The sequence below is a fragment of the Anaerorhabdus sp. genome, assembly GCF_036641015.1.
Classification (GTDB): Bacteria; Bacillota_I; Bacilli_A; order Erysipelotrichales; family Erysipelotrichaceae; genus Anaerorhabdus.
In genome coordinates, this window is sequence record NZ_JAVWFO010000010.1 from 15,102 (window position 1) to 37,425 (window position 22,324).

Annotated in this window: 26 protein-coding genes and 1 other RNA gene; 22 read left to right on the plus strand and 5 right to left on the minus strand. The window is 32.6% G+C overall.

Annotation, left to right across the window (positions count from 1 at the left end):
- Positions 1 to 18: 18 nt before the first annotated feature.
- Positions 19 to 636 (minus strand): glycerol-3-phosphate 1-O-acyltransferase PlsY, encoded by a 618-nt coding sequence (gene plsY, locus RR430_RS02730; RefSeq protein ID WP_332487397.1) that lies wholly within the window; start codon positions 634 to 636, stop codon positions 19 to 21.
- Positions 637 to 776: 140 nt separating this feature from the next.
- Here plsY and parE point away from each other — a divergent pair, with 140 nt between their 5' ends.
- The 5 genes from parE to RR430_RS02755 all read left to right on the plus strand — a co-directional run bounded on the left by parE (position 777) and on the right by RR430_RS02755 (position 6,901).
- On the plus strand, positions 777 to 2,696 hold the full coding sequence (gene parE, locus RR430_RS02735; RefSeq protein ID WP_332487395.1) for a DNA topoisomerase IV subunit B: 1,920 nt from the start codon (positions 777 to 779) through the stop codon (positions 2,694 to 2,696).
- On the plus strand, positions 2,696 to 5,227 hold the full coding sequence (parC, locus tag RR430_RS02740; protein ID WP_332508604.1) for a DNA topoisomerase IV subunit A: 2,532 nt from the start codon (positions 2,696 to 2,698) through the stop codon (positions 5,225 to 5,227). The genes parE and parC overlap by 1 nt, the downstream gene beginning before the upstream one ends.
- 84 nt (positions 5,228 to 5,311) lie before the next feature.
- Complete coding sequence (locus tag RR430_RS02745; protein ID WP_332487391.1) at positions 5,312 to 6,286, plus strand: SPFH domain-containing protein; 975 nt, start codon at positions 5,312 to 5,314, stop codon at positions 6,284 to 6,286.
- A complete protein-coding gene (locus RR430_RS02750) occupies positions 6,286 to 6,459 on the plus strand; it encodes a PTS ascorbate transporter subunit IIC (RefSeq protein ID WP_332487389.1) in 174 nt (57 codons plus the stop codon). Before RR430_RS02745 ends, RR430_RS02750 begins: the two co-directional genes overlap by 1 nt.
- Positions 6,460 to 6,586: 127 nt before the next feature.
- Positions 6,587 to 6,901 carry a nucleotide pyrophosphohydrolase gene (locus tag RR430_RS02755; RefSeq protein WP_332487387.1) on the plus strand — a complete coding sequence of 105 codons (315 nt, stop codon included), beginning with the start codon at positions 6,587 to 6,589 and terminating at the stop codon, positions 6,899 to 6,901.
- Here RR430_RS02755 and RR430_RS02760 read toward each other — a convergent pair whose 3' ends face one another.
- Entirely contained in the window at positions 6,902 to 7,549 is a 648-nt protein-coding gene (locus tag RR430_RS02760) for an HAD family hydrolase (protein ID WP_332487386.1), read from the minus strand. It abuts the gene before it with no gap.
- A 94-nt stretch (positions 7,550 to 7,643) separates the two neighbouring features.
- Between RR430_RS02760 and RR430_RS02765 the strand changes: the two genes are divergently transcribed.
- From RR430_RS02765 to RR430_RS02795, 7 genes are read left to right on the plus strand one after another with little or no spacing between them, the layout of a single operon-like run.
- Complete coding sequence (locus RR430_RS02765) at positions 7,644 to 8,177, plus strand: YqeG family HAD IIIA-type phosphatase (RefSeq protein WP_332487385.1); 534 nt, start codon at positions 7,644 to 7,646, stop codon at positions 8,175 to 8,177.
- The gene (locus RR430_RS02770; RefSeq protein ID WP_332487384.1) at positions 8,164 to 9,213 is read left to right on the plus strand and encodes a GTPase; all 1,050 of its coding nucleotides are present in this window, start codon (positions 8,164 to 8,166) and stop codon (positions 9,211 to 9,213) included. Before RR430_RS02765 ends, RR430_RS02770 begins: the two co-directional genes overlap by 14 nt.
- On the plus strand, positions 9,213 to 9,500 hold the full coding sequence (yhbY, locus tag RR430_RS02775) for a ribosome assembly RNA-binding protein YhbY (protein WP_332487383.1): 288 nt from the start codon (positions 9,213 to 9,215) through the stop codon (positions 9,498 to 9,500). The genes RR430_RS02770 and yhbY overlap by 1 nt, the downstream gene beginning before the upstream one ends.
- Positions 9,497 to 10,528, plus strand: a complete 1,032-nt coding sequence (gene nadD, locus RR430_RS02780; RefSeq protein ID WP_332487382.1) for a nicotinate (nicotinamide) nucleotide adenylyltransferase — start codon at positions 9,497 to 9,499, stop codon at positions 10,526 to 10,528. The genes yhbY and nadD overlap by 4 nt, the downstream gene beginning before the upstream one ends.
- Positions 10,518 to 10,859: a ribosome silencing factor gene (gene rsfS, locus RR430_RS02785; protein ID WP_332487380.1), complete on the plus strand. Its 342-nt coding sequence runs from the start codon at positions 10,518 to 10,520 to the stop codon at positions 10,857 to 10,859. Before nadD ends, rsfS begins: the two co-directional genes overlap by 11 nt.
- On the plus strand, positions 10,856 to 11,551 hold the full coding sequence (locus RR430_RS02790; protein WP_332508605.1) for a class I SAM-dependent DNA methyltransferase: 696 nt from the start codon (positions 10,856 to 10,858) through the stop codon (positions 11,549 to 11,551). The genes rsfS and RR430_RS02790 overlap by 4 nt, the downstream gene beginning before the upstream one ends.
- Positions 11,545 to 12,228, plus strand: a complete 684-nt coding sequence (locus RR430_RS02795; protein WP_332508606.1) for a 5'-methylthioadenosine/adenosylhomocysteine nucleosidase — start codon at positions 11,545 to 11,547, stop codon at positions 12,226 to 12,228. The genes RR430_RS02790 and RR430_RS02795 overlap by 7 nt, the downstream gene beginning before the upstream one ends.
- A gap of 24 nt (positions 12,229 to 12,252) precedes the next feature.
- Here RR430_RS02795 and RR430_RS02800 read toward each other — a convergent pair whose 3' ends face one another.
- A complete protein-coding gene (locus RR430_RS02800; RefSeq protein ID WP_332487374.1) occupies positions 12,253 to 12,798 on the minus strand; it encodes a DUF6568 family protein in 546 nt (181 codons plus the stop codon).
- Positions 12,799 to 12,933: 135 nt separating this feature from the next.
- Between RR430_RS02800 and RR430_RS02805 the strand changes: the two genes are divergently transcribed.
- The 3 genes from RR430_RS02805 to RR430_RS02815 are packed head-to-tail and all read left to right on the plus strand — an operon-like array spanning position 12,934 to position 14,414.
- Positions 12,934 to 13,482 (plus strand): DnaD domain-containing protein, encoded by a 549-nt coding sequence (locus RR430_RS02805; protein WP_332487373.1) that lies wholly within the window; start codon positions 12,934 to 12,936, stop codon positions 13,480 to 13,482.
- Complete coding sequence (nth, locus tag RR430_RS02810; protein ID WP_332487371.1) at positions 13,469 to 14,110, plus strand: endonuclease III; 642 nt, start codon at positions 13,469 to 13,471, stop codon at positions 14,108 to 14,110. The genes RR430_RS02805 and nth overlap by 14 nt, the downstream gene beginning before the upstream one ends.
- A 1-nt stretch (position 14,111) precedes the next feature.
- On the plus strand, positions 14,112 to 14,414 hold the full coding sequence (locus RR430_RS02815; protein ID WP_332487370.1) for a type II secretion system protein: 303 nt from the start codon (positions 14,112 to 14,114) through the stop codon (positions 14,412 to 14,414).
- Positions 14,415 to 14,476: 62 nt separating this feature from the next.
- Here the strand turns inward: RR430_RS02815 and RR430_RS02820 are convergent, their stop codons facing one another.
- Both RR430_RS02820 and recU read right to left on the minus strand, forming a co-directional pair.
- Positions 14,477 to 17,305: a transglycosylase domain-containing protein gene (locus RR430_RS02820; protein WP_332508607.1), complete on the minus strand. Its 2,829-nt coding sequence runs from the start codon at positions 17,303 to 17,305 to the stop codon at positions 14,477 to 14,479.
- Complete coding sequence (gene recU, locus RR430_RS02825) at positions 17,274 to 17,879, minus strand: Holliday junction resolvase RecU (RefSeq protein WP_332487368.1); 606 nt, start codon at positions 17,877 to 17,879, stop codon at positions 17,274 to 17,276. Before recU ends, RR430_RS02820 begins: the two co-directional genes overlap by 32 nt.
- A gap of 102 nt (positions 17,880 to 17,981) precedes the next feature.
- Between recU and RR430_RS02830 the strand changes: the two genes are divergently transcribed.
- From RR430_RS02830 to RR430_RS02860, 7 genes are all read left to right on the plus strand, one after another.
- The gene (locus RR430_RS02830; RefSeq protein WP_332487367.1) at positions 17,982 to 18,299 is read left to right on the plus strand and encodes a DivIVA domain-containing protein; all 318 of its coding nucleotides are present in this window, start codon (positions 17,982 to 17,984) and stop codon (positions 18,297 to 18,299) included.
- A gap of 5 nt (positions 18,300 to 18,304) precedes the next feature.
- Positions 18,305 to 18,646, plus strand: an RNA gene (gene rnpB / locus RR430_RS02835) — RNase P RNA component class B.
- Positions 18,647 to 18,740: 94 nt separating this feature from the next.
- The gene (gene pgsA, locus RR430_RS02840; protein ID WP_332487366.1) at positions 18,741 to 19,334 is read left to right on the plus strand and encodes a CDP-diacylglycerol--glycerol-3-phosphate 3-phosphatidyltransferase; all 594 of its coding nucleotides are present in this window, start codon (positions 18,741 to 18,743) and stop codon (positions 19,332 to 19,334) included.
- A 44-nt stretch (positions 19,335 to 19,378) separates the two neighbouring features.
- A complete protein-coding gene (recA, locus tag RR430_RS02845) occupies positions 19,379 to 20,410 on the plus strand; it encodes a recombinase RecA (protein WP_332487364.1) in 1,032 nt (343 codons plus the stop codon).
- 40 nt (positions 20,411 to 20,450) lie between these two features.
- On the plus strand, positions 20,451 to 20,783 hold the full coding sequence (locus tag RR430_RS02850) for a DUF6054 family protein (protein WP_332487362.1): 333 nt from the start codon (positions 20,451 to 20,453) through the stop codon (positions 20,781 to 20,783).
- Positions 20,784 to 20,875: 92 nt separating this feature from the next.
- A complete protein-coding gene (locus tag RR430_RS02855) occupies positions 20,876 to 21,469 on the plus strand; it encodes a nitroreductase family protein (RefSeq protein ID WP_332487361.1) in 594 nt (197 codons plus the stop codon).
- Positions 21,470 to 21,569: 100 nt separating this feature from the next.
- Positions 21,570 to 22,196 (plus strand): DedA family protein, encoded by a 627-nt coding sequence (locus tag RR430_RS02860; protein ID WP_332487359.1) that lies wholly within the window; start codon positions 21,570 to 21,572, stop codon positions 22,194 to 22,196.
- The last annotated feature ends 128 nt before the right edge of the window (positions 22,197 to 22,324 follow it).

Sequence of the window (22,324 nt, forward strand, 5' to 3'; positions counted from 1 at the left end):
ATTTCGATAGAATTAGGATTACATCCAAGTGATTTTCTTTTCTTCGTGATTCATAATACGTTTGATATTTGATTTATGACGATATGTAACAAATAAGAATAGTGCAACAAATGATAATGATAAAGTCATATCGGGTTGAATAAAGAAAGATACGATAGCTTCAATACCAATGGCAATCATACTACTCAATGAAACCATTTTGCATAAATACAAAGTACCAAAGAAGATGGCAATTGGTAGTAAGAAGATTGCTAGAAATTGTCCAGTTACAATTCCTACTCCTAGAAAATAACCCATTGTTGTTGCGACTGCTTTACCACCTTTGAATTTAGCGAATATAGGGAAACAATGTCCAAAGCATACGGCTAAACCAGCGATGATCATAACTTCCTTAAACCAAATTGAACATATTAGAACTGTGAATGTAGATTTTAATGCATCTAGAATTGTTACGCTTATACCTGCTTTTTTACCTAAAACTCTACCAGCGTTACTTCCTCCTAAATTTCCTGAACCGTGTTCACGGACATCAGTTTTATAGAATACTTTACCAATGACTAGTGCCCAAGGTATAGATCCAAACAAATAAGCTCCTAGTATTACTAGAATATTTTGTAATGTAAAAATTTCTGTCATATTATTTATCTCCTGAAATCATTTTATCATATTTCTTGTATCTTCTAAACTTTAACTTTTACCTAATTTCTAGTATAATAAGGCAGGCGTAGTTTTGAAGTAGAAAGGATAATCCAAAGATTTAGTTATGGTGGGTATATATGGCGAATAATCAACATTATGATGCAGATAGTATACAAGTCTTAGAAGGCTTAGAAGCAGTTAGAAAAAGACCAGGGATGTATATTGGATCTACTGATGGTAGAGGGTTACATCATTTAATTTGGGAAATTGTAGATAATGCTGTCGATGAAGCTTTAAATGGATTTGGAAATAAAATAACGATTACTCTTGAGAAGGGTAATATTTGTTGTGTAGAAGATGATGGGCGAGGAATGCCAGTCGGTTTACATAAAAGTGGTAAAACAGCAGTGGAAGTTATTTTCTCAGTGTTACATGCTGGAGGAAAATTTTCTGCTGAAGGTGGATACAAGACATCAGGAGGATTACATGGTGTAGGGGCATCTGTTGTTAATGCATTAAGTGAATGGGTAGAGGTTACTGTCGCAAGTGATGGAAAACTTTATCAAATGCGTTTTGAAAATGGTGGTAAAAAAGTTAGCAAACTTGAAGTTATTGGTAAGTCTAGTAAGACTGGTTCTAAGGTTAGATTTAAACCTGATTCAACAATATTCTCTACAATTGATTTTAATTACAAATCAGTTTGTGAAAGAGCGCAAGAAACGGCTTTCTTATTAAATGGAATTACAATGTTTGTTAATGACGAACGACATGATAAAAAAGAAATCTATCATTATGATAATGGATTAACAGCATTCTTAGATTATTTACATGAAGATCGTGATGTATTACATGATCCTGTTTGTTTTAATGGGGAATTTAAAGGAATACAAGTAGATTGTGCATTTCAATACACTGATTCTTATCAAGAGAATACGTATAGTTTTGTAAATTTAGTTAGAACTCCGGATGGAGGAACTCATGAAATAGGATTCAAGTCTGCAATTACAAAAGCTTTTAATGATTATGCACGTAAGATGGGTTTATTAAAAGAAAAAGATAAAAACTTTGAAGGAAATGATGTGCGTGAGGGATTAACGTCTATCATATCGGTATCAGTTCCAGAGAACTTATTACAATTTGAAGGACAAACTAAAGGCAAACTTGGCACAGCTGAAGCAAAACCAGCAGTAGAGAATACTGTTTTGGAAAAGATGACATATTTTCTTGAAGAGAATAAAGATTTATCAACGGCATTGATTAAAAAAATGCAAAAGGCAGCACTTGCACGAGAAGCAGCACGTAAAGCACGTGAGGAAGCTCGTAAAGGAAAGAAAACAGGTAAAACTGAAAAAATTCTTTCTGGAAAGTTGTCTCCTGCACAATCAAAAGATAGTGCACGTAAAGAATTATTCTTAGTAGAAGGAGATTCAGCTGGTGGTAGTGCTAAACAAGGTAGAGATTCTAAATATCAAGCAATCTTACCTTTACGTGGTAAAGTATTGAATACAGAAAAATGTTCTATGATTGATATTGAACGTAATGAAGAATTAAATACTATTATTCATGCACTAGGAGCAGGAGTAGGTCCTAGCTTTGAAGCCAAAGATAGTAACTATGGTAAAGTAATCATCATGACCGATGCGGATACAGATGGTGCACATATTCAAGTTTTACTTTTAACATTCTTTTATCGTTATATGCGTCCTTTAGTAGAAGAGGGAATGGTATACATTGCATTACCTCCACTATATAAAGTAAGCAAAGGCAAAGAAACTACTTATTGTTATACCGATGAAGAACTTAATGAAGTAAGAACTAAATGGGGCAAAGTAGAATTACAAAGATATAAAGGGTTAGGAGAAATGAATGCAACCCAATTGTGGGATACAACAATGGATCCTGAACAACGTACTTTAATCCAAGTAACTATAGAGGATGCAGTAATTGCTGAAAGACGTGTTTCAGTGCTTATGGGTGATAAGGCTAATCTTCGTCGTGATTGGATTGAAGAAAATGTTGCCTTTACCCTTGAGGATACATTTAAGGTGGTAGACTAATGGCAAAGAAAAAAATAGAAGAGAAAAAAGAAACGATATTTTTACCTATGCCTCTTGAGGATATTATGGGTGATCGTTTTGGTCGTTACTCAAAATATATTATTCAAGAACGCGCACTACCAGATGCTAGAGATGGATTAAAACCAGTACAAAGACGTATTTTATTTGCGATGTACAATGATGGAAACGTATTTGAGCGTGCTCACCGCAAATCAGCAAAAACAGTAGGTCTTGTAATTGGTAATTATCATCCACATGGTGATAGTTCAGTTTATGAAGCAATGGTACGTATGTCACAAAGTTGGAAAGTACGCGTTCCACTTATAGATATGCATGGTAATAATGGATCTATTGATGATGATCCAGCTGCAGCGATGCGTTATACGGAAGCACGTTTATCAAAAGTATCAAGTACAATGATGTTGGATATTGATAAAGAAACAGTAGAATTTTCACCAAACTTTGATGATACAATTGAAGAACCAACTGTTTTACCAGCACGCTTTCCTACGCTATTAGTTAATGGTGCGACAGGTATTGCTTCAGGGTATGCAACAAACATTCCACCATCAAACTTAAGTGAAGTAGTGGATGCGACCGTTTATCGTTTGCAAAATCCAGAATGTTCACTTGAGGAAATTATGGAGGTAATGCCCGGTCCTGATTTTCCTACAGGAGGAATTGTCCAAGGTAAAAAAGGTATTGAAGAAGCTTACCGTAGTGGTAAAGGAAGAATTGTTGTACGTGGTAAAGCTTATATAGAAGAAGCTAAAACAATTAATCAAATTATTATCACAGAAATTCCATATGAAGTAATTAAAATGAACTTAGTTAAGAAGATGGATGATATTCGTTTATCAAAAGACATTGATGGAATTTTAGATGTTCGTGATGAATCAGATAGAAATGGATTACGAATTGTCGTTGATTTAAAGAAAGATACTGATGCTAATTTGGTATTAAATTATTTATATAAAAATACTGATTTACAAGTTTACTATAATTTTAATGTTGTTGCGATAGTAGAAAAAAGACCGATGCAACTGGGGTTACTACAATGTTTAGATGCATTTGTAAGATATCGTCAAGATGTGGTATTACGTAGAAGTCGTTATGAACTTAATAAGATGGAAGCTCGTTGTCATATTTTAGAGGGATTAATGAAGGCTGTATCCGTAATGGATGAAGTGATTGAAATTATTCGTAAATCAAAAGATAAAGCAGATTCTAAACTAGGATTATGTAAAGCATTTGGATTTACTGATATACAAGCTGAGGCAATTGTTAATTTGCGATTATATCGTTTAAGTTCAACTGATATTATTCAATTACGTGAAGAGTTTGCTCAACTTGTAAATGAAATGGAAATCACAAAAACAATTTTAGAAGATAAGAATGTTTTAAGAAGTACTATTGTTAAAGAATTAAGAGAAGTTAAAAAAGAATATGGCGATGAACGTCGTACTGAAATTCAAGATGAAGTTGAAGAAATAGTAATTGATAAACTTAGTATGATTACAAATGAAAGAGTAATGATTACAATATCTCGTGATGGATATGTAAAACGTGTATCATTACGTTCATATACTGCAAGTGAGGGTCAGTTAACAGGTATTAAAGAAGGTGATCAACTGATTGGTGCTTTAGAAGTTGATACTTTAGATACTATCTTATTGTTTACTTCAAAAGGTAATTATGGTTATTTACCAGTTTATCAAATGGAAGAAGCAAAATGGAAAGATGTAGGCTCACATGTAAATAACATCATGAAAATTGATGCAGATGATAAGATTATTAATGCGATAGCTGTTAAGAATTTTAATACATATGCTTGGGTTGTTACAATCAGTGCATCTGGTAACATAAAGAAGACTCCTATTAATCAATGGGTAGTTCAAAGAAACAATAAAGTTATGCCTGCGATGAAACTAAAAGCTAAAGATGAAATGTTAAAGGCGTTCTTAGTATATGATAATCAAGAAATTGTGTGTATGAGTCAAACTGGTTTCTGTACCCGTTATCCAGCGGATGTAGTACCTAGTACAAATACAAGATCACAAGGTGTTAAATCGATGAATTTTGGTAAAGATGATTGTCTTGCTACAGCATGTGTTTTACCGGATGAAAATCATAGTTTACTTGTCTTGTGTGAAAAAGGACAAATGAAACGATTAAGAACACCTGATATCCTTACTACATCGCGTACTGTAAAAGGTGAAATGATTTGTAAAAAGGTAAAGAGTAATCCTTCTACTATAAGTTATGCTCAAGCAGTAATACCTTATGATGAATGTGTATTCTTAGATCAAGAACGATATATTCTTCAAGCGAAAGATGTTCCACTTATGGCAAAAGATGCTACATTCTCAAATCCAATTTCATTTAAAAATGGCTGGTACTTTGTAAAAGGTATTGAAGAATGTAAGATAATTGATGGACCAATGGATGATTTACTAACCATGGATCAAAGTGCTGAAATTGAAGAAAAAGTACATAATGATTACGAAATGATTGACTTATTTGAGGACTAGAAGAAATTCTAGTCTTTTTCTTATTATGCTTGACAATACGATACAAAATGATATCATTATGATATCAACAAGGAGGATCAATATATGATCAATCAAGAAAATAGAGAAGAAAAAATATTACACCCAATGAATGGTATTCCAATGTTACTAGGATTATTAGCAGGTATTGTTATTATGATAGGAATATTTGCTTATGGATGTGTTATTGGAAATGCATTTCTAATAGTTCCTGGAATAGTCTTTGGATTTATTATTTTTCCAATTATGTTGGGTGGGTTAAAAGTAATTAACCCAAATGAAGCTTCTGTTTACACTTTATTTGGTAATTATTATGGAACAATAAACAAGGCTGGTTTTTATTGGATTAATCCATTCTGTGGAGCATTCAATAATACACAATTAAATAACAACTCTGTGTCTTTAGATGAAAAAGATTCTGGAACTAAAGTAAATGTTAACTTAGGTTTTTCAAAGAAAGTATCTTTAAAAGCTATGACATTAAACAATGATAAACAAAAAGTAAACGACTGCGAAGGTAATCCAATTGAGATTGGAGTTATCGTTATTTGGAAAGTAGTAAATGCTACAAAAGCTGTTTTTGAAGTAGATAACTATATTCGTTATATTTCAACACAATGTGATGCATCAATTCGTCAAGTAGCTCGTCAATATCCATATGATATTTCTGATGAAGGCGATGAAAAATCATTGCGTGGTTCTTCACAAGAAGTTGCTGTTGAACTTCAAAAAGAAATTCAAAAAAGAGTTGAATTTGCAGGTATTGAAATACTAGAAGCAAGAATTGCTCACTTAGCATATGCACCAGAAATAGCTGCAGCTATGTTGCAACGCCAACAAGCAACTGCAATTATTGCAGCAAGACAAAAAATTGTTGAAGGTGCTGTAGGTATGGTTGAAATGGCACTTAATAAACTAAGTGAAAACAATATTGTTGAATTAGATGATGAAAGAAAAGCACAAATGGTTTCAAACTTACTCGTTGTTCTATGTGGAAACAAAGACGCTCAACCTATTGTGAATAGTGGAACAATATATTAATGGCTGAAAAAAAAGACGGAAAGAAGCCAATTCTCCTTCGTTTGTCCCCAAGTCTTTGGGAAGAAATAAATAGATGGGCAGAAGATGATTTCCGTTCAATAAATGGACAAATCGAGTATATACTAACTGAGGCAGTTAAGAAAAAGAAAAAAAATAAAAAAGAAGATATTTGAAGGATAGTCTTACCCATAATGGGTAGGACTATTTCTTGTTAATAACATAAATAGTTTAATGAATAATATATATCTAGTTTATCAAACTGTTTTCTAGTAATATAATAAGTAAGTGTTGAGGTGAATTATGGATAAAATAGTAGATGAAATCAAGGAATTTGTTGAAGAGAGAGATTGGACACAGTTTCATACTCCTGATTGTTTAGCAAAGTCAGTTAGTATTGAAGCAGGTGAATTGCTTGAATGTTTTCAATGGAATAATGACTATGATAGAGAGCATGTATTAGAAGAATTAGCGGATGTAATGTGCTATTGTCTTCAAATGTGTATTGCACTAAATGTTGATCCTGAAGAAATCATTCATTCAAAAATGCTTAAAAATGCAAAAAAATACCCTGTAGACAAAGCTAAGGGTAATGCGAAAAAGTATACAGAACTATAATTATTTAAGATAGTTAATGACTTCTGTAAAGTCGGAGAATTCTACATCGAGTAGTTCTTCGATTTTTTCATTTTTAGTAACGCAGTCTTCGATAAAACCGGCAGTAGCATTGGCAGCTTTTGCTGCTAGTAAGCCCATTAGTGAATCTTCTAGAACTAATGTTTCATCTGGAGAAACATTAAGTTTATCCATAACTGTTGTGAATATTTCAGGATTAGGTTTCTTATGGGTTATCATATCTCCACATAGAATCGTATCGAATTCGATTTTACGTGACATATGATCGAGTAACATCATAACGTAATTTAAATGGCTACTTGATGCAATTGCAATAAGTATTTGATGACTTTCGCAATAATCAAGTAATTCATATAATCCTTTTTTTACAAGTGCATCCTTTTGACTTTGGGCACCCTCTGTAATATTTGCTAGTCTTAACTTTAATACAGTTTCAATATTATCAAAGATGATAGGGTATTGTTTTAAAGTAGGGGTTGCATATTCTAAACCTGTTCCACATATTCCGTTCCAGAATTCTTGGTTTAAATGAATGCCATGATTAAGGGCATAGTCCTCATATGCTTTTTTAGCTAAACGCTCGGTATCAAACATTGTTCCATCACAATCAAATATTACACATTTTATCATTAGTAATTGCCCTTTCAAAGTTTTACAAGAACTATTATATCTAATACCTAATAAAAAGCAAAATAGTGTATAATAATACCATGGAGCGTGAGCAATGATAGATAACTATTTTTTACCTACGATGTATATAAGAAACTATCAGGATTTAGACCTTGATTCACTTGTTAAAAAGGGGATTAAAGTTTTTGTAATTGATGTTGATAATACATTGATTTCGCATGAGGTGAGTGACTTAGATAGTAAGGCAATCGCTTTTATTCATGAAATCCAAAATCATGGAATGATTCCTGTAATTATATCTAATAATGTGAAGAAACGTGTTGAAGAGGTCGCAAGACAAGGATCATGTGATTACTTTAGTTTTGCATTAAAACCATTAAAATATAAATACAAACAGCTATTAAAGCGATATAATTGTACTCCTAATGAAGTCATTACATTAGGGGATCAATTAATAACTGATGTATTAGGGGGAAATCGTATGAAATTTAATACGATTCTACAAGATCCTATATCTAAGAAAGATAATACTTCGGGTAAGGTAACTAGATTTATAGAAACAAAAGTATTTAAACATTTAGAAAAACAAGGTAAATGGAGGAGAAATAAATATTATGACTGTATGTAAGGGATGTGGCATTGAACTACAATATATTAATCCTAAAGAATTAGGATATAGTCCAAAAGAAAATAGCGAATACTGTCAACGTTGTTTTAGATTAATGCATTACGATGACTTAGTTATATCAATGAAATCAGGTATAGATCCAGATGTAGTTTTAGAAAGAATAAATTCAATGGAAGGTTTAATTCTATGGGTTGTTGATTTATTTGATTTTGAGGCAAGTATGATTGATGGATTGAATCGTCATTTAATGGGTAGAGATATTGTTATGGTTGCGACTAAGCGAGATTTATTACCGGAGACACTTGGTAATGAAAAGATTTCTAAATTTATTTTTGGACGTTTAAAGGAATTAAATATTCAAATTCAAGGGTTAGTTGTTACAGGTAAGAATATTCAAGAGGGTGTTGAAGAGGTATATCATGCATGTGATGTACTTGCGCAGGGTAGAGATATCATTGTAATGGGTAAAGCTAATGCAGGTAAGAGTACATTATTGAATGCGATGTTTAATAAAAATGTATTAACAAGTTCTAGATACCCTGGGACAACATTGGATTTTAATAAGATTGATATGAATGGATATACATTTATTGATACGCCAGGTCTTGAAGGCAATATGACAATGTTAATGGCGATAGATGAGAAGGATCTAAAAACAATACTTCCAAGCCGTCGCTTAAAACCATTAGTATTCCAATGTAGAGATAACCAAAGCTTTGCGATTGGTGGTTTGGCTAGAATTGATTTAATAGGTTGTGATCATGCGTCAATTGTTTTCTATACATTTGATGAATGTCCTATACATAGAGGTAAAGTAGATGGTGCAGATGAGAGATGGGAAAACCATTATGGAACACTTTATACACCAGTCCCAGTAGTAAAAGATTTTACAAAAACAAAGACACAAAAGATTTATGACAAGATGGATATAGTAATTGATGGACTTGGTTGGGCTAGTATTAGTGGCAACATTAGCGAAATTGTTGTATCATATCCAAGAAATGTACATGTTACGTTTAGAAAGGCAATGATGTAATGTTAACAGGAAAACAAAAAAGTTATTTAAGAAGTTTAGGAAATACAAGAAGAGCATTATTCCAAATAGGAAAAGAAGGGTTATCTTATAATCTATATAGAACTATTGAAGATTCATTAGAAGCACATGAACTAGTAAAGGTTAGTGTTCTTAAAACATGTGACACCGATTTTAAAGAATTAGCGTTTGATTTAGCTATGAACACACATAGTGAAGTAGTACAAACAATTGGCCGTACAATTTTATTGTATCGCGAAAGTAAGGAAGCAAAAATCTTATTGCCATGAGAAAAATAGGTTGTTTAGGTGGTACATTTGATCCTGTACATATAGGACATATTGAGTGTGCAAAGAAAGTACTTAAGACATTTGGTTTAGATGAAATATGGTTACTACCTGCAAAGGATGCGCCATTGAAAAATCAAACAAGTACTTCTTTTGAAATGCGTACAAAGATGTGTAAGATAGCTTGTAAGCCATATCGCAAGTTAAAAGTATGTACAATTGAAAATGAACTACCTATACCTTCTTATACAATTAACACAGTAAAAGAATTAAAGAAAAAATATCCTCATGATAAGTTTTATTGGATTGTTGGGGATGATCAGGTAGCTCAGTTCAATGCGTGGAAAGATATTGATCAATTATTATCGGAAGTACAATTTATTGCGGTTAATCGTAATGGATTAGTAATTGATGATAATCGTTTACTAGTGATGAGTGATATTAAACGATTAGAAAGCAGTACACGCGTACGGCAAGGACATTTTAGAGATTGTTGTAAAGGTGTAAGAAACTATATTTTAAATAATGAACTATATCTTGAAGAAATCGTTAAAAATCATTGTAGTGAAAAAAGAGCTAATCATGTTTTTTCTATGACAAAAGTATGTGTAGAATTAGCTAAAATACATCATGTAAATATGCATGAAGCAAGAATGGCTGGATTACTACATGATATTTGTAAAGAAATGGATAAAACAGAAGAATTAAAAATAATGAATATTTATTTTAAAGATAAATTACATTTGAGTAATGTTATTTATCACTCATACACGGCTATACCATGGATTAAAGAAAATTTAGGATATACCAATAAAAAAGTATTAAGTGCAATTTATAATCATACAATTTGTAATAGCAATAGTAAGCTGAGTAAGATTTTATTTATTAGTGATAAAGTGGATCCTAGTAGAGGCTATGATAGTAGTAATTTAATTGAGGTTTCAAAGCGAAACTTAAATGAAGGATATAAACTGGTACTAAGTGAAAGAAATGAATACTTAGTTAAGGAGGGTAAACAAATTGACAAGTAAAATATTAGATATAGTTACATCAGCTATTGATGAGCGTTTAGGAGAAGACATCGTTGTATTAGATTTTAGAAATCATAGTCCTTTTTGTGATTACTTTGTAATAGCAACAGCATTAAATAATCGTATGGCAAAGTCTATTGTTGATCGCATTGAAGAGAAAATGCATGATGCAAAAGAAACAATTCACTCTATTGAAGGTAATGAAGATAGCAATTGGCAATTAATCGATTGTAATGAAGTAGTTGCCCATATATTCGTAGGTGGAGAACGACAAATATATCAATTAGAACGTTTGTGGGGAGATCTACCAAGGGTTGAGGTTAAACTATGATTTATGAGGGATTAGCTAAATACTATGATGATTTAGTTAGAGATGATGAAGCGACTGTAAAGTGGGTACAATTTGTTCAAAAGTATTGTCAAAATAAAAAAGTGTTAGAACTTGCTTGTGGTTCTGGTGAAATTTCTAATAAATTAAGAGAAGTTGGTTATGATATTTTGGCAACTGATTTTTCTAGTTCAATGATAGAATGCTTGAATCATAAATATCCTCAAGTTAAAACTGCTGTAATGGATATGCGTGACTTTAGTATTGATTCTAAATTTGATGGGGTATTGTGTTTTTGTGATAGTATCAATTACTTGAATTCATTAGATGAAGTTAAAATGATGTTTAAATCTGTTTTAAGCTGTCTAAATGATGATGGAGTATTCTTATTTGATATGCATACCATTGATCGCTTAGAAGAGTTCAGTGAGCTCTATATTGAAGAAGGAGAGCTTGATGTACCTTATCAATGGACTATTCAAAGTATTGATGATCAAATTCATCAACATTTTGCCTTTTTTGAAGATGATAAAATTATTCAAGAACAACATATTCAAACAGTATTTAAATATGAAGATATAAAAGAATTATTAAATCAATACGGTTTTGATACGGAAGTGTTTACTGATTTTGATTTAGTTGGTGAACAACAAGGAGAAAAATGGTTTATAGTTGCAAGGAGAAGAGCATGTTAGCTTTTATTGGCGCAATGGAATTGGAAGTGCAAGCATTTCTAAATCGCATGAGTGATGTCGTTAAACATGAAATTAGTAATACCGATTTCTACATTGGTAAGCTTGCTGGTATAGAGTGCTTAGTAATGAAAAGTGGTGTTGCGAAAGTTGCATCAGCAATAAGTACTACTATAATGTTTGAACACTTTGATATTGATGGAGTAATTAATATCGGTACAGCGGGTGGTTTAGACATGAAAGAAGAAGTATTAGATGTAGTTGTATCAATTAGAGTTGCCCACCATGATATTGATGTACCTAATTGGGAAGTTGGATTTGATCAAGAAAGAAACTCATTTAGTGCAGATAAAAAAATGATTGATGTTTTAAAAACGATTACTAGTGAAAGTGATCGTGTTTGGTTTGGTGATATTGTAACAGGTGATTGCCTAATCTATCGAGATGATCAGATACAAAAAATAATCAAAGATTATCCTACAGCTCTTTGTGCTGAAATGGAAGGTGCTTCGATTGCTCAGGTATGTAAGCATTATAAATGTCCCTTTGTAATCATTCGTTCTTTATCGGATATTGCACATAAAGAAGGCAATGAACTTTCGTTTAGTGAGTATGCTGTAAAGGCATCATCTCGTAGTGCATTATGGTGTGAAAAATTTATTCAAGTTTATGCAAAATAAAATGCGAGGCTAAGTTCCTCGCATTTATTGTGGAATTACAACTTCACCATCGGCTTCTTCAAATAAGCCAGCCCAGATGTTGTTACTTTGCATCCATTGTTTTAATTCTCTAGTACTCATTGGGTTATTAATATCCCATTCAATAAAGTTATTAACCGTAAGTTCACCATAGTTATTGGTTACGGATACAAATGCTGGATAAGATTTAATTCCCCAGTCATCAGTTAATTGATTTATTGATAAGTTTTCTTCAAGTTCAGTTACATCTACATAATCAATAAGAGCACTCAAACTACTACCTTGTTCAGCTTCTAATGTTTTCATAACGGTATTTTGCATATATTGACAATCAGCGTTATTAGGAGAACAAAAGAATAAGTAAGATGTAGCTGTATCACCATTTGTAATAATATAATCTTTAGCAGAAGAATAAGGTATTACTAAGGCATCAGCAGTATAAGCTTGAACAATGTTTTCATTGTTCTTTGGCTTAAAGAAACAGTAGAATACTAATAGTAGACTAATAACAGTACAAAGACTCATTAGTGATATTAATAATTTTTTTATCATTTACTATGTCACCTCGGTTTTAATAGTGTATCATTTTTCATTTAAAAGTGCAATTTTGATTTAATTTTGAAATGATGTCAATGTTCACTAACTATTTATTAATTAATTTAGTATAATAGAGGAAGAGGTAAATTTATGAAATGGTATAAACAAACATATGTAAATCATCGTGATTGGATTCTAGAAAATTTAGAAGTTTTAGGATTATCACTTCAAGAAACAGTCTTAGTATTGTTAATAGATTTTTTTAATGCAAATCAAATACAAGTAACAATGGATGCATTATCAAAGAAAACAGGATTAACACAAACAGAGGTTGATAAAGTATTAAGTATTTTAGTGGCTAAAAAATATTTAGAAATTAGAGCAACCAATCGTCAAGTATCTTTTATTCTTGATGGCTTATTTGATACTGAGGTAGCAAAGACACAAAATGCTTTAAATAGTTCATTATTTGATTTGTTTGAAACAGAGTTTGCTAGACCTTTAAGTAATTCAGAAATGATGAAGCTAAGCGATTGGGTAAAAACAATGGATTCTAAACTAGTTGTGTATGCATTACGTGAAGCATCAATGTATCAAAAAATAAGTATGAATTATATCCAAAAGATATTACAAACATGGAGTGAAAAAGGTATTACTGCAAAAATGATTGAGGAGGGGACTAAAGTTGACATCGAATGAAATTCTTGAAAAACTTGAAGAACTATTTCCTAATGCTGAGTGTGAACTAATTCACGATAATCCATTTCAGTTAGCAGTAGCTGTAGTGTTATCGGCACAAGCAACAGATGTCTCGGTAAACAAAGTAACACCTAATTTATTTAAAAAATATCCTACACCAGAAAAAATGGCAAAGGCAACACTTGAAGATATAGAAGCATATATTAAATCAATAGGGTTATATCATAACAAGGCTAAAAGTATATTAGGACTTGCGCAAGGATTAGTAAATGAATTTGATGGTGTTATGCCACAGACAATGGAAGAGTTACTGACACTACCAGGAGTTGGTAGGAAAAGTGCTAATGTAATTTTATCGGTGTGTTTTAGTGTACCAGCAATTGCTGTTGATACTCATGTTGAACGTATTTCAAAACGATTAAAATTTGCAGCTAAAAATGATTCGGTGTTAACGGTTGAAAAGAAATTAATGAAGAAAATTGATAAAGATAAATGGAATAGAGCACATCATTTATTTATATTCTTTGGAAGATATTTTTGTACAGCAAGAAGTCCTAAATGTGATGAGTGTCCTTTTACAACACAGTGTGTAGATAAAAAAGCAAAAGCTTTGAAAGGAATTATATAATATGAAGAAGGGGTTTACGTTAGTGGAAATGATTGTAATTGTTTGTATTATTGCGGTGCTCAGTTTACTAAGTGCTCCCAGTATCATAGAAACAATTAGGTCAGGTAACAAACAAGTGTGTTTAGATAATCAAAAAGCCATTTTAAGTGAATACTATGCAAAGAGTCCATACACTGACAATAAGGAAACATTATTTAAACAAATTATTAATGAGTATGGTGAAATATGTCCTAATGGTACAATTATAGACATCACTGCTCCTGGTCATTTGAATTGTCCTTTACATGGAAGTGCTAGTAATTAGATAGTTTATAAATTAAAAAGAATCAACTCACGTATTCAAGTGAATTGATTCTTTTTGTTTTGTTAGTTTGTAGGATTTGGATTTGGAACATCATTACATTTGTTGTCATACCAATATTTTTTAGCTGCTTCGCATCCAGCTTGAGTAGTTGTATCTGGACTTTGAGTAGGTTCAGGATCAACATGACATGCATTTCCATACCAATGTTGTCCTAATTCTTTACATCCTGCTTCATTGTCTGTTGCAGGTTTTGTCTCGCTACAAGTATTTGTAGTAGTCCACCAGTACTTACCAGAAGCTACACATCCTTCAGCGGAATTGGTATCAAATGGAATAGTGATTTCTACAATAGCGTTCATTACATTACTAGGAGTTCCTAGCCACTCATAAGCATAGAATCCATCAATGTTTAGCGTGTGTTTACCAGGACTTAAACCTAAGTTTTCAGTCCAAGTTGCTCCTTCAGATGAAACTTCTTTAATAATGTTTCCGTTTTCACGTATTGTAGCTTTATAACGAATTGGACCAAAGATCCAAGTGTAATCAAAGATTCTTGCTCCCCAAGCCTCAACATAATACCCATTACCACTTAGTGATAAGTCCATTGTGTCTGGAGCAACTTGAAGTTGTTCAGCATTAGGGTATGCACCCCAGTTAATAGTAAGTGCTCCATCATTATTTCCAGTTGCACTAAATTGTGTAATTTGCTCAATATTTGCAGCTTGTGGTTCAACTAAGTTGTTAAATTCTTTTTTGATATATCCTGTTGTAATGAATTTAGGATCCATACCTTCAATTGTGTTAGCGTATGGCCATGTACCTAGGATATGTTGAATTTGTACTAATCCTTCAGGTACTGGAATTGGTCCTGGTTTTGTTTCATCACTTGTTGCAGATAATAGAGCTCTACTAATCTTACCAGGAATATTCATATTACTCTTTTTACCAGTAAAGTAAGTTTCTTTATCTTTAACACCTTTTTCGTAACCTACCCAAACAACATTTGTTACTTCGGATGTTTCGATTACCATCCATTTATCTTTAGCAGCTCCCTTTGGAATTCCAAATACAAGACCATCTGTACCCCAGTCGGTTGTACCTGTTTTACCATAGACTTGGTAATCTTTACCAGCGGAAACCATTTGCATATAGTTTGCATATGGTGCATACGGAGCTTTACTCATTAAGTATGCAGTTTGATAAGCGGCTTCAGAACTTATGACTTGTGTACCAGTGTAGACAGGTTCTAATGGTTCTCTTCCATCAGAGAATTCGATTTTTGAAACAGTATGAGGTTTATAATAATATCCACCATTTAACATAGCAGCATGAGCACCAGCAAGTTCAACAACACTACATTCATAGCTAGAACCACCGATACCATAACCGACGTCAAATTTTTCAGATGTAACTTTCGAGAATCCAAGGTTTTGTAAATACTCAACTACTTTTTCTCTTGTGGCAGTTTGAATAACATCTTGTAATGCTTGTAGAGCAGGAGTATTTAATGATTTACCTACGGCATCTTCAAGTGTTACTTGACCACGATACACGCCATCAAAGTTTTTAATAACTTTATTTGTACCAGCATATACGATAGGTTTATCGGTAACAACGTGACTGGTTGACCAGCCAAGGTATTCGAATGCCGGGGCATAATCTAAGAATGGTTTTACTGCTGATCCTGGTTGTTTATATTGGTCTGTTGCGTGGTTCAATAGTAAACTACCACCACGACCATAGTTACGACCACCACCAACGGCAATGATTTGTCCATTTTGGTTGTTCATTGAAACCATACCGACTTCCATTAAGTCATCAGCGAATTCAACACCTTCATAAGTACCAGCTTGGATAGAATCCATTGTTGCTTGAACATCTTTATCCATGTAGGTATAAATTTTCATTGATGTTGAAGTAGGATCTAATCCAGTTAATTCTTGTACTTCACGGACTACTGTATCAATATATGATTGGTATGCATATTCTTCAGATGATGCATCATCTGATTTTCTAGTATTTGGATCAACAAGTAAATCTTCAACTTTAATCGATTTTGCTAAGTTTGCTTCTTCTTCTGTAATATATCCATGACGAAGCATCATATTTAATACGACATTACGACGGTTTGTCGAATAGTCTAAATATCTAAATGGATTATAACGCCCTGGAGCATTTACAATACCTGCAAGCATTGCTGATTCAGGAAGATTTAATTCACTTACATCTTTATCAAAATAGTAGTTCGCAGCTTTTTGAACACCACGGATATTACCTGTTCCACCAAAATTTGATTTATTTAAATACATTTCTAAAAGTGATTTTTTGTTTGTATTTCGTTCTACTTCTAATGCTAAGGCAATTTCTTGTACTTTACGTTCAACACTCTTAGCAGCTCCAACACCACTATCATCATCCATGAAGTATGTCATTTTAGTTAACTGCATGGTTAGAGTAGATCCTCCTTGTGCAAAACTCATAGCCAATACGTTTTCAATCATAGCTTTTCCAAAACGAGCTATATCGAAACCATTATGTCCAAAGAAACGAGAGTCTTCTATCGAAACAAAAGCATCTATTAATGAAGTAGGAACTTCATCATAGGTAACATTGGAACGAATTTGTTTACCAACATCAGCGATTAACTCGCCATTTTGATCAAATATTTGTGATGATTCTTTACTTTCATACAAACTTAAATCAAATGCTGGTTTATCAGACAACATTGTCACTAATAAGAATAAGCCAACGCAACCTACGATAATTTCGCATGTAACAATAATTGAAATTACAAGTGCTGTAACATTTCTCGTATTCACTTTTCTTTTGTTTTTTGGTTTAGTTGATGTGGATACTGTTTTATTTGCGGTCTTTTTTGTTTTCAGTTTCATGTTTTCCTCCTAAGTAGAGTTGATCAATTACTTTTAAATAATCAACATGGGGTCGTAGTCCCATTGGTATCAAAATTGCCTCGGTTTTAAACCATTCGTAAGGCAACGAGCGTTTTACACCATAATATGCTTCTATTACTTTGTGTGCTTCTACAAAGTATGTTTCATTATACTTAGAAAATCTTACAATGACAAATGCAATTGCTCCATGCCTTAGAACACTTTCTAAGTGTTTTATTTGATGTTCATGAATGCTATGAAATGGAAAAGATGTTTTACTTGAACATTCCTTAGCTTCGAAATCTATTGCTTTTCCTCTATACACACCATTGTAATCAGTAGTACTTGGAACTTTGAAATATGCCTCAGTTATTTTGGCAGCACTTCTAGTTGGATAGTCTACAGTAACAATTTGTACAGGAGTAGGCTTCTTATGAATATTAGCAATATCCAGCTGTAAATAGTAATCATTTGTTAGATTTAAATCGTTTTCTAAAGTCATTCCACGATTGCTTGCGGAAAGTTTTCTATCAATACTGGGTTTTGTTTTCTTACCATTTGGGTAATGTATCATATTATCACCTTGTATTATTATACATTTTAGTGCGAAAAATTGGAAGATATATTGATTTTAGTGGGTGGGTTTGTCATAATATTAGAGATGGAGGTATTTAGTATGCCAACAAAATTAAATCTTGATATTCAAACAATCCTTGATAAACAATTCAATATCGATTTTAAAGGCTATAGTGCTACAGAAGTTGATAGCTTTCTTGATTTAGTTCTTGAGGACTATGAAACACTTCAGGATGTAACTAAAACTTTAAATGATAAAGTTATTGAACTTGATCGTTTAAATGCAACACTTCGTGCTCAATTAATTGAACTTGAAGGTAAATCACGTTTAAATGATGAAGGTAGTCAAAGTGCATCACAATTGGATATTCTTAAGCGACTTTCTCGTTTGGAACAAGTCGTTTACAATAAAGAATAAACATCATACTCGGGCAATCGCTGGTGCTTAGGCATTAGAGGAAAGTCCATGCTCGCACAGTCTGCGATGACTGTAGTGTTTATGCTAGCTCAATAAATAAGGCTAGGTAGGTGAATAACCTAACGGCGGATCGATTACCTAAGGGAAACTATGGTAAAAGACTATAAAGTGTCACAGTGACGAAGTCTATAGGGAAACGTATAGAGTGGAACGAGATAAACCCCATAAGCGAGAAACCCAAATTTGGTAGGGGAACCTTTCATGACTAACTTGAAGGAGTGAAAGGATACTGCAAAGTATAGATAAATGGTTGCCACCCGCAAGGGGACAGAACATGGCTTACAGAGTGTGAAATTTAAGAGACAGTAAAATGTCTCTTTTGTTTTACTTTCTTAAGGAAACTTGATATAATTTCAAGCAGATAGAACAAGGAGAGATTTCATGAATTTACCTAATCGATTAACTGTTATACGTATCTTATTGATACCGATTATTGTGCTTGTTTGGATATTCCCATATGCTCAATTTAATATTCAAATACCAACGTATTATGTAGGCTATGTGTCAATATCACTAGTAAATATCATATGTTTGGTAATTTTTGCATTAGCTAGCTTTACTGACTATTTAGATGGTGCTATTGCTAGAAAGAAAAATCTTGTAACAACATTTGGTAAGTTTGCTGACCCAATTGCAGATAAATTACTTGTTACAACAATGTTCATTCTATTTGCATCACAAGGAATTATTCCAGTAGTGCCAGTACTTATAATGACTATTAGAGACACAATTGTTGATGGTTGTCGCATGATAGCATCACAAAATGGTGTTGTTGTTGCAGCTGGATATTTAGGAAAGGTAAAAACGGTATTACAAATGGTAAGTATTATTTTAATCTTACTAAACAATGTTCCATTTGAATTATATCGATTACCAATATCTGATTTTGTACTATGGTTTGCGGCATTTGTTTCATTAGCAAGTGGAGTTTCATACTTTAACCAAATGAAAGAATATATTTTTGAAAGTAAATAGGAATTAATTATACTTTTGCGTATAAATAATTGAAGGAGATTATGATGGCAGAAAAAGAAGTAAAAAAAGACGTACTTTTAGAAGAAGCGTTAAAACAAATTGAAAAGCAATACGGTAAAGGAAGTATTATGAAGTTAGGGGACCGTGCTAATGTAGAGGTTGATGCAATATGTAGCGGATCAATTGCATTAGACTATGCACTAGGAATAGGTGGATACCCTAAAGGAAGAATTGTTGAAGTTTATGGACCTGAATCATCAGGGAAAACAACAATCGCATTACATGCAATTGCAGAATGTCAAAAAGCTGGTGGAAGAGCTGCTTTTATTGATGCAGAAAATGCCATTGATCCTATGTATGCAAAGGCACTTGGTGTTAATATTGATGAATTAATCTTGTCGCAACCAGATTCTGGTGAACAAGCATTAGAAATTACGGAAGTGTTAATTCGCTCAGGAGCAATCGATTTAGTTGTAATTGACTCAGTTGCAGCCCTTGTACCACAAGCTGAATTAGATGGTGAAATGAGTGATTCAAATATTGGTTTACAAGCTCGTTTAATGTCTAAAGCTATGCGTAAATTAGCTGGTGTTATGAATCGTTCAAGTTGCACAGCGATATTTATTAACCAATTACGTGAAAAAGTTGGAATTATGTTTGGTAATCCAGAAACCACTCCAGGTGGTAGAGCACTTAAATTCTATGCGTCTGTACGTTTAGATGTTAGACGTGGAGAAGCTATTAAGAATGGTACTGATGTTATTGGTAATAAAGTAAATATTAAGGTAGTAAAAAATAAAGTTGCGCCACCATTTAAAGTTGCAACTGTAGATATGATGTATGGAGAAGGTATTTCAAGACAAGGTGAACTTATTCAAATGGCATCTGATTTTGATATCATTCAAAAAGCTGGAGCTTGGTTTAGTTATAAAGGTGAAAAAATTGGGCAAGGTAAAGAAGCCGTACGTGCTTTCTTAATTGCTAATCCATTAATTGAAGAAGAAGTAGCTGTAGCATTAAAAGAAAAATTATTTGCTGCACCAGTGCAAGAAGAAGCGAAAGATAAAGAAGATTAGAACTCATAATTGAGTTCTTTTTCTAAATTTGGAGGAAAATATGATAAGTCATAGGTATTATTATGAAGGAGACAATGTTTTAAGTATAATTGATGATATTAAACGAGATATAACTAATCAAGAAACTGATATTTCAATTGAAAGTACTACGATGAATGGTGTTACGATATTAAATATAGTAAACGAGAGATTTTTCTTTCGTACTTCTTCGTATGCTAGCGTTGTAATGACATTTGTTATAGGTGATAACAAAATTGAAGTTCTAGTTACATCTTCTGGTGCCGGAAATGGAATATTTAATTTTTCATGGGGTGCTACGACAAAACTGTATGAGATTTGGGATAAGTTCCTAGTTAAACATAAATTTAAATAATAGGGGAATCTCCAAGAGCACTTTGCTTGAGTTATAGCATTTTCTTGATATTGTTAGAGTATAAACAACAAATCAAGAGAGGATGTGATTTTATGGAGTTTATAGAAGCAATAAAAAATAGAAGATCAATTTATGGAATTAATAATGCTTTACCTATTAGTGATGAGGAAGTAGTAAATATAATTAAGGAATGTGTATTACATGTACCATCTGCCTTTAACTCTCAAACTGCACGTGTGATTGTAGCTTTTGGTGATAATCATTTAAAAGTTTGGGATATCATTTTAGAAACATTACATAAAATTGTGCCAGAGGCTAATTGGAAACCAACTGATGAAAAAATAGCTGGATTCGCAAGAGGTCATGCGACAGTATTATTCTTTGAAGATCAATCAAAAGTAGAAGAGTTACAAAAACAATTTCCACTTTATGCCGATAATTTCCCATTGTGGTCAACACAAAGCAGTGGGATGATGCAATTTGCTGTATGGACAGCATTAGAAGAAAAGGGCGTAGGTGCTAATTTACAACACTACAATCCGCTAATTGATGATGAAATCCATGCAACATTTAATTTACCAAAATCATGGAAATTAATGTCACAAATGCCAATTGGTGGTATTACAGCTTGTGCTGATGAAAAAGAGTTTGATCCAATTGAAAATCGACTAGTAGTATTTAAGTAGAAACGTGAATATCCACGTTTCTTTTTGAATTGTTAAATCTATGTTAAGTCTATTGAAAAACGATGGTTGAGTGTTACACTAATCAAGATGAGGTGAATCTATGAATGCTTGGTTATTAAGTATTTTAAATGCATTTGGTTATTTTGGAGTAGCTTTTTTAATCGCAATAGAAAATATATTTCCACCAATACCATCAGAAGTTATTTTAACGTTTAGTGGTTTTCTTACAACTAAGAGTGATTTAACGCCTATTGGTGTAGTAGTAGCTGCGACAATAGGTTCAGTGATTGGAGCAATTTTATTATATTATTTAGGAAGAATATTCTCACAAGAAAGAATTGAACAATTTATATCAAGTAAATGGGGTAAATGGCTTGGGTTTAAAAAACAAGATTTAGAAAAGACATTAACTTGGTTTAGTAAATGGGGTAAATACGGAACATTATTTGGTCGCTGTGTACCCGTTATTCGTAGTATTGTTTCAATACCAGCAGGAATGGCTAAGATGCGGTTAAGTGAATTTTTACTTTATACAACAATTGGCTCATTGGCTTGGAATATTCTTTTGGTATTTCTAGGTGTTAAACTTGGAGAAAATTGGGAACAAGTCCTTACTTTCTTTGATACTTATACATATATTATGATTTTTGTATTAGCGATTTGTGCTATTATATTTGTATATATATGGTTTAAGAAGATAAGAAATAGGGGTAATGATGAAAAATAAAATTAAAAGAATTATTCTTTTATTTAGTGTAATTATAATGATTACACCTTTTTTTGTTCCAGTATCAGCGAAGAGTACATCCAAAGAGATTATCATTGCATTTGCGGATACATCAGATAGCTTATATT